At 49.3% G+C, this 14,177-nt stretch carries 14 protein-coding genes and 1 riboswitch; of the genes, 3 read left to right on the top strand and 11 right to left on the bottom strand.

What is annotated here, in order from left to right:
• Positions 1–1,029: 1,029 nt before the first annotated feature.
• Positions 1,030–2,478 (top strand): diguanylate cyclase, encoded by a 1,449-nt coding sequence (locus SAQUA_RS17135; RefSeq protein ID WP_380681168.1) that lies wholly within the window; start codon positions 1,030–1,032, stop codon positions 2,476–2,478.
• A 4-nt stretch (positions 2,479–2,482) separates the two neighbouring features.
• Here the strand turns inward: SAQUA_RS17135 and SAQUA_RS17130 are convergent, their stop codons facing one another.
• Both SAQUA_RS17130 and SAQUA_RS17125 read right to left on the bottom strand, forming a co-directional pair.
• Entirely contained in the window at positions 2,483–2,644 is a 162-nt protein-coding gene (locus tag SAQUA_RS17130) for a YnfU family zinc-binding protein (RefSeq protein ID WP_380681165.1), read from the bottom strand.
• Between the two features lie 279 nt (positions 2,645–2,923).
• A complete protein-coding gene (locus tag SAQUA_RS17125) occupies positions 2,924–3,412 on the bottom strand; it encodes a cold-shock protein (protein ID WP_380681160.1) in 489 nt (162 codons plus the stop codon).
• Positions 3,413–3,713: 301 nt separating this feature from the next.
• On the opposite strand from SAQUA_RS17125, the gene cspE reads away from it, so the two are divergent.
• A complete protein-coding gene (gene cspE / locus SAQUA_RS17120; RefSeq protein WP_002210315.1) occupies positions 3,714–3,923 on the top strand; it encodes a transcription antiterminator/RNA stability regulator CspE in 210 nt (69 codons plus the stop codon).
• Between the two features lie 110 nt (positions 3,924–4,033).
• Here the strand turns inward: cspE and crcB are convergent, their stop codons facing one another.
• Positions 4,034–4,417, bottom strand: a complete 384-nt coding sequence (gene crcB / locus SAQUA_RS17115; RefSeq protein ID WP_380681148.1) for a fluoride efflux transporter CrcB — start codon at positions 4,415–4,417, stop codon at positions 4,034–4,036.
• A gap of 72 nt (positions 4,418–4,489) precedes the next feature.
• A riboswitch (Fluoride riboswitch) is annotated at positions 4,490–4,552 on the bottom strand.
• A gap of 144 nt (positions 4,553–4,696) precedes the next feature.
• A complete protein-coding gene (locus tag SAQUA_RS17110; RefSeq protein ID WP_380681145.1) occupies positions 4,697–5,761 on the bottom strand; it encodes a diguanylate cyclase in 1,065 nt (354 codons plus the stop codon).
• A 401-nt stretch (positions 5,762–6,162) separates the two neighbouring features.
• Here SAQUA_RS17110 and tatA point away from each other — a divergent pair, with 401 nt between their 5' ends.
• Positions 6,163–6,369 (top strand): Sec-independent protein translocase subunit TatA, encoded by a 207-nt coding sequence (tatA, locus tag SAQUA_RS17105; RefSeq protein WP_380681142.1) that lies wholly within the window; start codon positions 6,163–6,165, stop codon positions 6,367–6,369.
• A gap of 95 nt (positions 6,370–6,464) precedes the next feature.
• Here tatA and lipA read toward each other — a convergent pair whose 3' ends face one another.
• The 7 genes from lipA to mrdA all read right to left on the bottom strand — a co-directional run bounded on the left by lipA (position 6,465) and on the right by mrdA (position 14,162).
• Entirely contained in the window at positions 6,465–7,430 is a 966-nt protein-coding gene (gene lipA, locus SAQUA_RS17100) for a lipoyl synthase (protein ID WP_380681139.1), read from the bottom strand.
• Entirely contained in the window at positions 7,423–8,094 is a 672-nt protein-coding gene (gene lipB / locus SAQUA_RS17095; RefSeq protein ID WP_380681136.1) for a lipoyl(octanoyl) transferase LipB, read from the bottom strand. Before lipB ends, lipA begins: the two co-directional genes overlap by 8 nt.
• 153 nt (positions 8,095–8,247) lie before the next feature.
• Positions 8,248–8,514 (bottom strand): DUF493 family protein YbeD, encoded by a 267-nt coding sequence (ybeD, locus tag SAQUA_RS17090; RefSeq protein ID WP_380681133.1) that lies wholly within the window; start codon positions 8,512–8,514, stop codon positions 8,248–8,250.
• A gap of 104 nt (positions 8,515–8,618) precedes the next feature.
• Complete coding sequence (dacA, locus tag SAQUA_RS17085) at positions 8,619–9,830, bottom strand: D-alanyl-D-alanine carboxypeptidase DacA (protein ID WP_380681130.1); 1,212 nt, start codon at positions 9,828–9,830, stop codon at positions 8,619–8,621.
• A 225-nt stretch (positions 9,831–10,055) separates the two neighbouring features.
• Positions 10,056–11,135 carry an endolytic peptidoglycan transglycosylase RlpA gene (gene rlpA, locus SAQUA_RS17080; protein WP_380681127.1) on the bottom strand — a complete coding sequence of 360 codons (1,080 nt, stop codon included), beginning with the start codon at positions 11,133–11,135 and terminating at the stop codon, positions 10,056–10,058.
• A 10-nt stretch (positions 11,136–11,145) separates the two neighbouring features.
• On the bottom strand, positions 11,146–12,258 hold the full coding sequence (gene mrdB / locus SAQUA_RS17075) for a peptidoglycan glycosyltransferase MrdB (protein WP_380681124.1): 1,113 nt from the start codon (positions 12,256–12,258) through the stop codon (positions 11,146–11,148).
• A gap of 8 nt (positions 12,259–12,266) precedes the next feature.
• The gene (gene mrdA, locus SAQUA_RS17070; protein ID WP_380681121.1) at positions 12,267–14,162 is read right to left on the bottom strand and encodes a peptidoglycan DD-transpeptidase MrdA; all 1,896 of its coding nucleotides are present in this window, start codon (positions 14,160–14,162) and stop codon (positions 12,267–12,269) included.
• Positions 14,163–14,177: the final 15 nt, after the last annotated feature.

Below are 14,177 nucleotides of genomic sequence, written 5' to 3'. Positions count from 1 at the left end.
TTGCCCCATTCTAGTTTATGGCACAGTAGTTCATGTTCCGTATTAAACGGTTTACTTAAGTAAGGCAGATTGTTGAACACAACGTCAGGCAGTCAAACAGACACACAAGCAAAGTGTAAATTTATTCAAGATTAACAGGCGTGTAAAAAGTATAGACACGAATACTGTACGATGCACAGATGCTGGTAACTTTCAGTCAACTTGGTCACCTATTCAATGTTCAGCACTCGATGCTTTATTGATTTCTCAATTAGTTATGGGAAGATAAATGCCCATCAGGCTGATTATTTGAAATAAATGAACACAAATTTAATAGCGTAGATTAACTTAATGAATAATACTGATAATTGTAGGCTTGTTTTTATTATGGTTATTTTGGAGCCTGAAGTTTGAATAAAGTCGGTCAGAAAATATTGAAGTGTTGCCTGATGAGATCATGAATACCTAAGGTTTTTTAAAGTTTCTCTACACGTAACAACGTGAACCGATGAAAAAGCCGCTAACCCGCTCAGTAACAGTGATTAGGAGTGTTCGCTTCTTTACGAATGGATGAAGTTTTACGGGATTTATCATTGCTCTTCTGCGCTATTTACAGGAAAATAACTGTAATGGTTAGAGATTTCTAAATGCATGCTCAATATTGTTTTGATTTCTTACTTTTTGATAATTTTCCGAGCTATACCCAAAATAATTCGAGTTGCTTGTAGGCGGCAACTGAGCGAATCCCCAGGAGCTTACTCAGGTAAGTGACTGGGGTGAACGAAGGCAGCCAACAACCAAGCAATTTGAAGTATGACGAGTATATATCATCTTGATACTATGCTTGTCTGTGTTATGAAGGGGTCAAGAAGGATCCTAAAACATGCGAACTGCTTAACGTGTTAACCTGACTTGGTTAAATATGGCATTAGGCGGTTTTTAACAGGTTTACTCAGTTGTTTTTAATGATGATTATTTCAATTCTTACTTTGCCGGGAATGTGTCTATGCTAATAGTCATTGCGGTTGTCATCACCTCATGGATTAGACTATGAGTGTTGAGACATATCCCAAACAGCGTCTACCTGCGACGATACTACTGGTTAATATATTCCTGCTGACGTTCCTGCTTTCTTTGTTCGGCATTCTTACCAGCCCGTACGGGGCGCTTGCTCTGTTTTGGCCAGTGAATGCCATATTGCTTGGCTTGATGATACGCAAACCTGCCTATGCTACTCCGGCAGGGTGGACAGCGATGTACATAGGGATGGTCGCCGCTGACCTGATAACTGGAGAGAGTTGGTCACTTTCGATTTGGCTGAATGTTTGCAATATGGCGCTGATTGCGACTGGCTATGGGGTGATGCTTATATTGCCGCAGTCCCAGCGGCGTATGGGAAAGCCTCAGGCAATCCTCTATGTCTTCACTGCCTGCCTGCTAGGGGCTGTAGTGGCTGCTTCGCTGTCATTATTGAGTACCGACAGCCGCTATAGTAATACGGTATTTAATGCCTGGATGGCTTGGTTTACCGAGCAGTTTTCTACTAACTTATTGATTTTGCCAGTTTGTCTGGCTGCTCCCCGCCTAAGGCACTTGCTGCGCGTTCGGTTAAGCGGACAGTGGCGGGCTTGTCTCCCTCTATTGGCGTTGCTGTTTTCGTTGGCTTTCAGTGTGTACATTGGTGGACCGGGGGCAATTGCTTTTCCGATCCCTGCATTGTTGTGGTGTGCCGTTCGTTATGAGCTATTTACGGTAACCCTGTTGGCACTCCTCACCGGTATGACAGAAATTACCAGTATTTCTGCCAATCTGATGCTGTATGGAACACCGGGAACCCGTGGAGCAATCATGGATACGCTGATGTCGGCACGATTAGGTATTGCTATGCTGGTCATGGGCCCGTTGATTTTATCCAGCTCTATTGCTGTCAACCGCAAATTGCTACGCAGGCTGGAACACAGTGTCAATCATGACTTTCTGACGGGGGCAATGGTGCGCAGTGCCTTTATGCGGCAGGCCAGGTTGATGCTGGAGCATAAAAATCAGTCGAAAGAAGCCGTGTCACTGCTGTTGATCGACATCGACCATTTCAAATTGCTCAACGATACGCATGGCCATGCCATTGGCGATCGCGTTCTGGTGGCTTTCTCACATATGTTTCGACGTGAAATACGTCATGACCAGTTGTTTGGCCGTCTGAGTGGCGGGGAATTCGCCATCATGATGCCTAGAGCATTAGGCATGCAGGCGCTTGCATTGGGAGAGTATTTGCGCAAAAGGATAGAAAACGACGAAATGAACCTTGATGGTAATGTGCAGTTACGCATCACCATTAGCGTTGGTGTCGCAAGTTTGGCAATGAATGAAGTGAAATCATTGGAACAATTAATGAATATGGCGGATATCGCACTTTATCGAGCCAAAACTCAAGGCAGGAATCGCGTTGAGTCATTTAACTCGTCCACCGGTAAACGCCAGAGTCATGTCATATTCAAATAGTGTATTAACCCTGTTTAGGAGCAAATTGGGTGCCGCAATTAGGGCAAATCAGTGTGTTGTGTTGACGCAGTTTTGAGCACTGTTGTTGCGTTACATAAGCACACTTGGGACAGACAATTTGGGTGGTACGGTTATTGAAGCCTTTAACGCTCTTGGATTCAGACATGGCGTGTACCTGTGTCAGGTGAAAACCTACGCTAACACAGGTCATGGTAAATTGCTTTGATTGTTTTTCCGCTTTATATACTCTTCATACTTCAAATTGCTTGGTTGTTGGCTGCGTTACTCGGCCCATGTCGGGCCTCGCCCCTTCGGGGCCGCTGCAAGCAGCGTTCAAATCTGCCAAGCATATTTGTCTTTCACCCCAGTCACTTACCTGAGTAAGCTCCTGGGGGTTAATGAGCCTCATCCCTGAGGCTCAGTTGCCGCCTACAAGCAACTCGAATTATTTTGGGTATAGCGCTTTTAATGCTCGTAATGTTTCATCAATATCGATCTCATGTTCTGAGAAGGTGTGCGTAATCTTCTGGAAGGTCAAGATCGATAGCATTCGCACTGTTTCCATAGCTTTGGGCGTTTCCGCTGCCTGCGGACGGATACGATTCATCAGCAAACCCACTGAAAGTACCGTATTTTCTTTATCTACATCCGCTTTTACCGGTAGTTCTTTGGTGAAGGTATGGAAGGATTGAATGCTGGAGATTTTAATTCTCTCATTGGCAATAGTGATGTATTTGCTTGGTGCCTGGATTTTTACAGCGAAGGCTGACGGCCCTTTAGCGTTGTTGGTTGGTTCAAAAGTCACCAGAGCATTTTTTTTAATCAACTCAGGGTTTTGCACTTTAATCACGTGAAAATAACGATTTTCCCCGTTTTCATCGGTGATAAAACCGAAGCCTTTGTCTTCAAAAAAAGTCGTTATCTTGCCGTTCATTGTCTTTCTCATAAAGTCGTTCGAAACAGTATTTATGATAGCGCGGAATGCCCTGTAGTGACAGGGCTTAGAATTGAGTCGCGCTAGGTGGTAAAGGAGCTCTCTTTCAAGTCGACGCTGGAGGATCTGGTTGCTCTATCGCCAATCGGTAGCCGTAGAAATTACTAAATCTTCATGATTGCGGATTTTTTCACTTTTTATCGATTTTATGTGATCTAGGTTGTGGACAAAATCCCATCTAATTGCTGTACTGTACATGACACACATTTTGTGTCTTACATTCACGTTAAAGGTAAGTTTGATGTCTAAGATTAAAGGTAGCGTTAAGTGGTTTAATGAATCCAAAGGTTTCGGCTTCATTACTCCGGAAGATGGTAGCAAAGACGTTTTTGTTCACTTCTCTGCCATCGCTAGCAATGGTTTCAAAACTCTTGCTGAAGGCCAGCGTGTAGAATTTGAAATCACGAACGGTGCCAAAGGGCCATCTGCTGCTAACGTTATCGCTATCTAAGCTACAGTAGCCAAAATTCTTAAAACCCGCTCTATGAGCGGGTTTTTTATTGGCTATTTGCCAGGTGTGGCGCAAGATACGCCGACTCGTGTATCTTGGAAGGGCGCAATCTATTGCCCGCAGATCCAACGAATCAGCATAAAGGCCAGCAGTGTCATCGCCAACGAGCCGGCAAGATTGATCAACATATTCGTAATAGCCCAGAAAAAGCGCCCGTCCTGCAGTAAATACACCACTTCAAGCGAAAAAGTAGAAAACGTGGTTAGGCCACCGCAAAAACCGGTAGTGATCAGCAGTTTCAAATTGCTATCGATATGCGTCATGCGGGCAAACAGCGCCATGGCCAGGCCGATGATAAACCCCCCCAGAAGATTGACAGACAGCGTGCCTAACGGAATATGCTGATGTAATGGATTCATTTTGAGGCTTACTGCCCAACGCAGCATACTTCCCAAACCACCGCCAACGAAAACTGCCAGTAAAGAACTCAACATGCTTGATAAACCCTTTAGGAAATAGATAAACCTCAGAAAGGTTTGGGCGTAACGCTACGCACCTCTCTGAGAGATTGCGTAGACATCATCAGCCAGCAATGGCGGTTATGGAGGAATGCCATCTCCGTTTTCTGCCTGGTTGTTTTCACCAAGCATCATGAATTTTACACCTTGGCGCATCCCTTTTGTAGTATCGACGGTTTTCACGTAAGGAAGCCATGCGAGACCCGCTGATTGATCGCCTGCTATGTTCATAAGCAGGCAAGAGAAATGGCTGGGTTAACACTGTGATACTGCATGCTCCAGGCGGTTGCGACCATTTTTCTTGGCCCTATACAGAGCGTTATCTGCGGCTTTCAACCACTCTTGGTAGCCCCCCATTTCTGGTCGGTAATCCGCTACACCGGCACTGATATGCAGCTTCAAATCCGGCGCCTCGCGGAAGGTCATTTCATTCAATCTATCCTGGATACGTTTTATTGCCTGACTCGCCTGCTCGGCCGTTGTGTTAGGCAGCACAGCACCAAATTCGTCGCCGCCGTAGCGGCCAACAATATCTACGGTACGGAATCCCAGCACCAGTTCTTCTGCCAGGACGATCAGGGCTTCATCACCCAGAGCATGACCAAAGGTATCGTTGATCATTTTGAAACGGTCAACATCCATCAGGATCAGCGTGGCTGCGTGCTCATAGCGTTGGCAACTGTCAAATTGATTATGTAATAGGTGTTCCCAATGACGACGGTTGTAGAGGCCAGTTAAGCCATCGCGCATGCTGATTCGTAGTAGCTCCTGCTTCTTTTCCGCCAGGCGCTTTGCAGTACGATAGGTAACTAGACCAAGAAATACCGGATAGATGAAAATCATCGGTAAACAAAGGTATACCTGCTGCAGGGAGGTTTGGGGATTGAAGTGAAAACCTAGCAATGCGCTGGTGACTACTGCCCCAATGATTTGGGCTGCCAATCCTTTGAAAAACAGGTGTTGTCCGCCGGAGGCAATATTATTCATTCCCATCATAGACAGGATCACCACAGTCGGTAGCGCGTTGAAGCCCATTATCGCAATCCATACGCCGCCCATTAGCGAATCTATCAAAAGATTACGGATCTCTGTTGAGAATGGATTTTCGGCACGGATTGACAATTGATAAGCGATATGCGGCCAAATAAAACCATTAAAAAATAGCAGGACCCAAACAATAACGGGTGGATGCAGAGGATAAAGAGCGGCAAGCACGCAAAAGAAACCAATCCCCAGGCCAACGATGCGAGGTTGATAGATTCGCTTGGCAAAACTGAGGCCTGAACGCCGGGTATTAGTGTTCGATAGCGCGATTGGCATCCAACGACTCCCTGAGTTTAATTAAACTAGACTATCATGTCCTTAATAAAAGCAGAATAGCTGGAAACATGCCTTATAATTAAAGCATATGCCCAAAATAATTCGAGTTTCATGTAGGCGGCATGTCTGAGAGTCGCCAGGAGCATAGCCACTATGTGACTGGTGCCTGGAGCAGATTTGAACGCTGCTTGCAGCGGCCCCGGCGGGGTGAGGCCCATCAAGTAGCCGGACGAAGCTAACACCCATGCAGCTTGAAGTATGGTGAATATAGAACGCCTCTGGAAGATCTCACTCTGTTACATGTTCACTTTGTTTTAGCCGGTGGAAAGTCGCTTAATACTCTTAAACGATGTTTGTTTCCTCGCCGCTTTCTGCGGCATAGTTGAATAAAGAAGGTGAATATGGAAGGTATCAGTATTACCAAGCTACTGGTTATTGCAGTGTTGATTGTCTTGCTGTTTGGTACCAGCAAATTGCGAACTTTGGGGGCGGATCTGGGAGCTGCGCTGAAAGGTTTTAAAAAGGCTGTCGGTGATGATACTCCTCCTGCGCAAAACTTGGCTGAAAACCAATCTGCTCAGCAGAGCGTGGAAAAGAAAGACATTTAAGCATACTTTCCATTTGAAGAATAAAAAACGGATACCTGAAGGCATCCGTTTGTATATTTTATTATTCGGTGAAGCGTAACAAAATATTACCCGATTTACTTCACTTCTATCCCTTTCGCCTGCAAATCTGCATGGTACGAAGAACGGACAAACGGGCCGCATGCTGCGTGGGTAAATCCCATAGCCAATGCTTCTGCTTTCATCTCATCAAATTCCGCTGGGCTGACATAGCGTTGTACAGGGAGATGATGGCGGCTTGGCTGCAAATATTGGCCGAGCGTCAGCATAGTCACACCATGACGGCGCAGATCCCGCATGACTTCCACGATTTCCGCATTGGTTTCCCCCAAGCCAACCATTAAACCCGATTTGGTCGGGATATCCGGATGGCTTTCCTTAAAACGCTCCAGCAGTTTTAGTGACCATTCGTAATTGGCCCCTGGGCGTACCTGGCGATAAATACGTGGTACGTTCTCCAGGTTGTGGTTAAACACGTCGGGTGGCGTGGCGGTGAGGATCTCCAGTGCGCGATCCATTCTGCCCCGGAAGTCTGGCACCAGGGTTTCAATCCTGATATTCGGGCTCTTTGCACGGATGGCCGCAATACAGTCTGCAAAGTGTTGGGCACCGCCATCGCGAAGATCGTCGCGATCAACCGAGGTAATAACCACATAACGCAGGGCCATATCGGCAATGGTTTGTGCCAGTTTTTCAGGTTCATTGGTGTCTGGCGCAACCGGACGGCCATGGGCCACGTCACAGAATGGGCAACGACGGGTGCAGATCGCCCCCAGGATCATGAAGGTGGCTGTACCGTGGTTAAAACACTCTGACAGGTTTGGGCAAGAGGCTTCTTCGCAAACCGAGTGCAGACCGTTCTTACGCATTGCGGCTTTAATGCCTTGAATGCGTGTAGAGTCGGCAGGGAGTTTGATTTTCATCCACTCAGGTTTACGTAACAGCTCCTGCCGCTCGGTGACCACCGTTTTTACCGGGATCAACGCCATCTTATCTGCGTCGCGGTATTTAACGCCGCGTTCCATCTGAATCGGTTTACTCATAATTGTGCAGGTTCCAGTTACGAAGCTCGACCATCTGGTAGCCGAGTAAATGAACAAATTCCTTGATCAGAATTGGATGTACATCTGCTATGCCAATACCAGGTACCAGCGCGCTGACTTGGGTCATTTGCATGCCTGCATAACCACAGGGATTGATACGCTGGAAAGGGGACAGGTCCATCTCAATATTCAGGGCCAAGCCGTGAAACGAACCGCCTTTGCGGATCCGTAAGCCTAATGAACAAATTTTCTGTTCACCGACGTAAACACCGGGTGCGTCAGGGCGCGCACGAGATTCGATCTTGAAGTGAGCGAGCGTATTGATAACGGTATCTTCGAGGGCAGAAACCAGTTGGCGTACGCCCACTTTGCCGCGTTTCAGATCCACCATCACATACAGCACCTGTTGGCCGGGGCCATGGTAGGTGACTTGGCCTCCGCGATCGCTCTGTATCACCGGGATATCGCCAGGAGCCAACACATGCTCTGCTTTACCTGCCTGGCCTTGGGTGAACACAGGATAATGCTCAACCAGCCATAACTCATCAGGTGTAGATGCGCTGCGGTTATCGGCAAAGTAGTGCATGGCTTGGGATACAGGTTCATAGGGCTGTAACCCCAGTTGGCGCAGAATGATCTTATTGTGTTGCAAGCAAGGCATCATCAGGTTACGGAAGTGGTAAAAAGTATTATACCGGGCGCTCTGGTCTGCGACCAGCGTTTATCCCTCTACCTGTTATCGACCACCACGGCTTAAATAGACAACCCGGACAAGTGAAGGCTTGTACCGGGTTGCAAAGCGGTTTTTACGCAGAAATTACAGCACCATGCGAACAATCTCAAGGTTGCCCAACTCTTCATACAGAGTTTCCACCTGATCGATATCGGTGGCGGTGATAGTGATAGAAACGGATTGGTAATTACCTTTGCTGCTTGGTTTAACCTGTGGATTGTAATCACCAGGAGCATGACGTTGCACCACTTCAACCACCTGGTCTACCAGCTCGGGTTGTGCCAGCCCCATGACTTTGTAAGTAAACGAGCAAGGGAATTCGAGCAGTTCGTTCAGTTTAGTTTTTTGCATGTGAATGCGCTCCATGGGTGTCGCTAGTCTAAAAATTATAACTCCCGCAGGAGCGGGAGTTAATATTGATCATTATGTGGGGTCGAAATCGCCCAATTCAAGGGTTAACCGAACCAATGGTGGAACATCAGTCGGATGTAATCCACCATGCGGCTGAAGAAACCGCCTTCTTTCACTTCGTTCAATACGACCAGCGAACGCTGATCGATCGTTTTGCCATCCAACTGGAAGTTGATGCTGCCAACAACCTGGTTTTTAGCTAGCGGGGCATGAATTTCTGGGGTGGTAAGCACATAGCTGGCTTTCAGGTCTTTCATACGGCCACGTGGAATAGTCAGATAGACATCTTTGTCTACGCCCAATTCAACGCGGTCAGCATCACCAAACCATACGGGCTCGGAAGCGAATTCTTTCCCAGCCTTCAGCGGTGAGACGGTTTCGAAGAAGCGGAAACCCCAGGTCAGCAGTTTTTTGCTTTCCGTTTCACGGCCTTTAAACGTTCTGCCACCCAGTACGGCGGAAATCAGGCGCATCTGACCTTCTGTCGCCGAAGCCACCAGGTTGTAGCCTGCAGCATCAGTGTGGCCGGTCTTAATCCCATCCACATTAAGGCTGGTATCCCACAGCAGACCATTACGGTTTAGCTGGCGGATATTGTTAAAGGTGAACTCTTTTTCTTTATAGATGGCATATTCATCAGGGACGTCGCGAATCAACGCCTGGCCGATCAGGGCCATATCACGTGCTGAACTGAATTGCCCTTCGGCATCCAGGCCATGCACGGTCTGGAAGTGGGTGTTTTGCAGGCCCAGTTGCTTGACGTAGGTATTCATCAGGTTAACGAAGGCATCCTGGCTGCCAGCGACGTAATCTGCCATTGCAACACAGGCATCATTGCCAGATTGCAAATTGATGCCGCGGGTCAGTTTGGAAACGGGTACGCGATCGCCCGGCTTCAGGAACATCAGCGAAGAGCCTTTGAATACCGGGTTGCCCGTCGCCCAGGCATCCTGGCCGATAGTTACCATGTCTTCCTGGCCAATCTTACCGGATTTCAGTGCCTGGCCGATAACGTAACTGGTCATCATTTTGGTTAGGCTGGCGGGATCACGGCGCGCGTCGGCATTCGATTCTGCCAATACCTTGCCTGAGTTGTAATCAATCAGGATGTAAGCTTCCGCATCAATTTGCGGCACACCTGGGATCATGGTTTTGATATTAACGTCGTCTGCATGTGCAATTGACGCTGCGCCTATCGCGATGACGGTGCCGAGCGTGATGCTCTTGATTAAGCGGAAAGAAGTTACATATTTCATGAGTGAGACTACAACATCCATGAGATTAAATTGAAAACGAGCCACACTATAGCAGATGGGCTCACGGCAGGCATTAGTCATTCATCCGACTGATGGTGGTTTACACACATTTAGCTGAAAGGAAATGTTTCAGCTAAATATTAGGCTGAGCCTCTCAATTTCCCGCCAGCGGCGTTCACGTGCAATTGAGAGTTGCACGTGAACGCCGCCACTGGGCTTTACGCCTTAAGGTGCAGCAGTGATAAAGGACTGTTGCTGTGCTTCGCTAGCCAGGCGTTGCTGCAACAGGGCTGCCTGTTGGCGGTTATCGAACGGGCCCATTTGAACGCGATAGACGCTGCCATTGGCTGAGACGTGACCTGGCACCCCAAATTGCTGGCTCAACTGTTGCTGCCAACTTTGCGCACGTTCGGCACTGCTCAGTGCTCCAACCTGAACTACAAATCGGCCGCTTGTGCTGCTTGCTGTTGCGGCAACCGCGGTTACGCTAGCGGGAGCACTGATGACCGGTTGAGGCTCCGAACCCTCCAGAACACCTGCTGGTAGAGGCCTTGGTGCACCCAGAAACCCGCCACTGCGGGGAGCGTCGGACACTGTTGCATCATTGCTGCTGTCGTCGTTGTTCAGTGCGCTATTGTCAACCGGGAGGACGGCGACACCCGAGGCCGCTGGAGTTTCTTGCTGTATTGGCGTACCCATATTGCTTGAACCAAGACTCGGGCGCGCGGGCAGGGCGTAGCTCTGTTTGGCGACGACCGTACCTACGGTGCCAGGACCGCTCAAGGAGCCATCTGGAGCAACGTTGATAAAGTCGACCTTCACCTTGGTATTGCTGGATAAATTGAGGCGGTCGGCAGCGGATTTAGACAAATCGATAATACGGCCTGGAGTGTAAGGGCCACGATCGTTTACGCGCACCACCAGTTGACGGCCATTAGCCAGGTTAGTGACACGAACGTAGCTCGGGATCGGCAGGGTAGGATGCGCGGCTGTCAGGGCATTGGGATCGAACTGCTCACCAATGGCGGTTGTGTTGCCGTTCGCTTCTTCACCGTACCAGGCAGCAAGACCGGTTTGCGAGAAGTTTTGTGGATCTTGGATAATGCGATAAGTATTGCCATTTACCTCATAATCCTGCAGTGCGCGGGGGTTATACGGCTCATAGCGTGGCTCAGCACCGCCAATTTCAGTCACCGGCCCGTTGTAGGGTTGTTGTGGGGCGGGTGTTTCCTCCATCGTGGTCGTACAGGCTGAAAGTAATACCGCCATTGCCATTGCGCCGACCCAAAGCCATTCCTTACGCATTAATCACCTCTTATAGATTCTTAGATAGCATTTTCCGATGCGTGTGGATCGACATCACAATGCCGAATCCCGCCATGAGCACGATCAATGCAGATCCCCCATAGCTGACCAAAGGCAAAGGTACGCCAACCACCGGTAAAATGCCACTTACCATGCCAATGTTAACAAATACATAGACAAACAGGATCAGCATCAACCCCCCGACCATCACGCGGCCAAAAGTCGTCTGTGCCCGTGCGGCGATCATCAGCCCACGGATAATCACCATCAGATACAGCACCAGCAACACCAGAACGCCGATCAGGCCAAGCTCTTCCGCCAACACGGCAAAGATGAAGTCGGTATGGCGTTCCGGTAGGAATTCCAACTGAGACTGCGTGCCGTGTAACCAGCCTTTACCCGATAGGCCGCCGGAGCCAATAGCGATTTTTGACTGAATTATATGATAGCCGGCACCTAGCGGATCGCTTTCCGGGTCAAGCAGCATCATCACACGGTCACGCTGGTATCCGTGCATCAGGAAGAACCATAACACCGGAATAAAGGCTGCCAACAACACTGCGGCGAGGGCAATCAGTTTCCAGCTCATCCCCGACAGGAACAGCACAAACAGGCCGGATGCGGCGATCAGAATAGACGTGCCCAAATCAGGCTGTGCTGCCACCAGCAAGGTTGGCAAGAAGATCAGTACCAAGGCAATGCCGGTATTCTTCAGCGAGGGGGGGCAGACATCGCGGTTCATGAAACGCGCAACCATTAACGGTACGGCAATTTTAGCAATTTCTGAAGGCTGGAAGCGCACAAAGCCTAGATCCAGCCAACGCTGTGCCCCTTTACTGATCTGACCGAAAGCATCCACCAGGATCAGCAGGATCACACAGAAAATATAGAGATAGGGGGCCCAGCTTTCATAGACACGTGGCGGGATCTGCGCCATCACTCCCATCACAATCAGCCCCATTAGGATCTGGCCGATTTTGCGTTCCATCATGTCGACATCCTGGCCGCTGGCGCTCCACATAACGATGGCGCTATAGACCAGCAACGCTAGAATGAATAACAGAAATGTGGGGTCGATATGGATTTTGGTCCAGATAGAGCCTTTTTGTTGGCTTTCAGTCATGTTCTACCTTAATCACCTTCGGTACCTGGCGGCAGCAGTGCTGCATCCGGTAGTTGTGTATTGTTGTCGCCCAACAGGATGTGGTCGAGGATCTGGCGCGTGATGGTCCCCACCGCTGGGCCTGAACCGCCGTTCTCCAGAATGATAGCTACTGAAACCGTTGGGTTATCAAAGGGTGCAAAGGCGGTCATCAATTTGTGGTCGCGCAGGTGCTCGGCGAGCTTGTGGGCGTTATAGGTCTCATAGCCAAATACCTGAGCAGTCCCTGATTTTGCTGCGGCTTTGTAGGGTGTTCCCTCAAAGAACTTGCGCGCCGTACCGTTTGGCCGGTTGGCGACACCATACATACCGTCCTTGGCAATTTCCCAGAAACCGGAATGAATATCCCCGATCTGTTTGTTCTCTTCCTGGCGATAGGGAACAAGTACGCCGTTGACTCTGGTACTTAGCATCAGGTGCGGTATCTTGACATTGCCGTCGTTGATCAGGGTGTTCAGCGCCTTGGCCATCTGAACCGGCGTTGCGGTCCAATAACCCTGGCCGATGCCGACCGGAATGGTATCCCCTTGATACCACGGTTTTTTGAACCGTTTGAACTTCCAGTCACGCGTAGGCATCAGCCCTGAACGCTCTTCGGAAAGATCAATACCGGTATAGTCCCCGTAACCGAACTTGCTCAACCAGCTCGACAGGCGATCAATGCCCATATCGTAAGCGACTTGGTAGAAGAAGGTATCCGCAGACTCTTCCAGCGCTTTGGTGACATTAAGGCGACCATGGCCCCACTTTTTCCAGTCGCGGTAGCGTTTTTCAGAACCAGGCAGTTGCCACCAGCCAGGATCGAACACCACGGTATTTTTGGTGATCACCCCGGCACTGAGCGCTGAAACGGCAATGTAGGGTTTTACCGTTGAGGCTGGCGGATAAACACCTTGTGTGGCGCGGTTAATCAGTGGGCGGTTGGCATCATTGAGTAAACCCTGGTACTCCTTGTTGGAGATACCGTCAACAAACGGGTTTGGGTCGTAGCTTGGGTTGGACACCATGGCCAAGATACCCCCGGTGCGCGGATCGCTGACCACCACGGCTGCTCGGCTGCCAACCAATAATTGCTCGATATAGCGCTGCAGGTTGAGATCGATCGTCAGATAGATATCCTTACCGGCAGAGGGGGGCTGCTCGTGCAACTGGCGGATCACTCGGCCCCGGTTATTGACTTCAACTTCTTCATAACCGGTTTTACCGTGCAGGGTGTTTTCGTAATAGCGTTCGATTCCCAGTTTGCCGATATCGTGAGTGGCGGCATAGTTAGCCAGAAGGCCGTCTTTATCCAGGCGCTCCTCATCGCGATCGTTGATCTTCGAAACATAACCGATAACGTGGGTGAGGGCGGAGCCGTAAGGGTAGTAACGGCGTTGATAGCCTTTTACTTCAACGCCTGGGAACCGGAATTGATTGACCGCAAAACGGGCGACCTGAACTTCGGTCAGTGCCGTTTTGACCGGGATGGGGACGAAGCGGCGTGAACGTTTACGCTCTTTTTCAAAGTTGGTGATATCGTCATCGGTGAGATCAACCACCGAACGCAAGGCCTGTAGCGTGGCCTTGAGGTCGTCAACCTTTTCAGGCATCAGTTCCAACTGGTAAATAGTGCGGTTCAGCGCTAGCGGCGTTCCGTTACGATCGTAAATAATGCCGCGGCTGGGGGCGATAGGCACCAGTCTGATGCGGTTTCCGTTTGAACGGGTGCTGTAATCTTCAAAACGAACGATTTGCAGATTATACAGATTGACAACCAGGACGCAGGTAAGCACCAGAATGATAAAAAACGCCACCAGGGCGCGGCGCACAAACAGGGCGGCTTCGGCCGTATAGTCGCGAAAAGGGTTACGTTCTATTTTCATCCCGCTGCTTTATTT

Source organism: Serratia aquatilis (genome assembly GCF_044865145.1).
GTDB classification, from domain to species: domain Bacteria; phylum Pseudomonadota; class Gammaproteobacteria; order Enterobacterales; family Enterobacteriaceae; genus Chania; species Chania aquatilis.
This window is presented reverse-complemented; position numbering and strand designations above follow the sequence as displayed.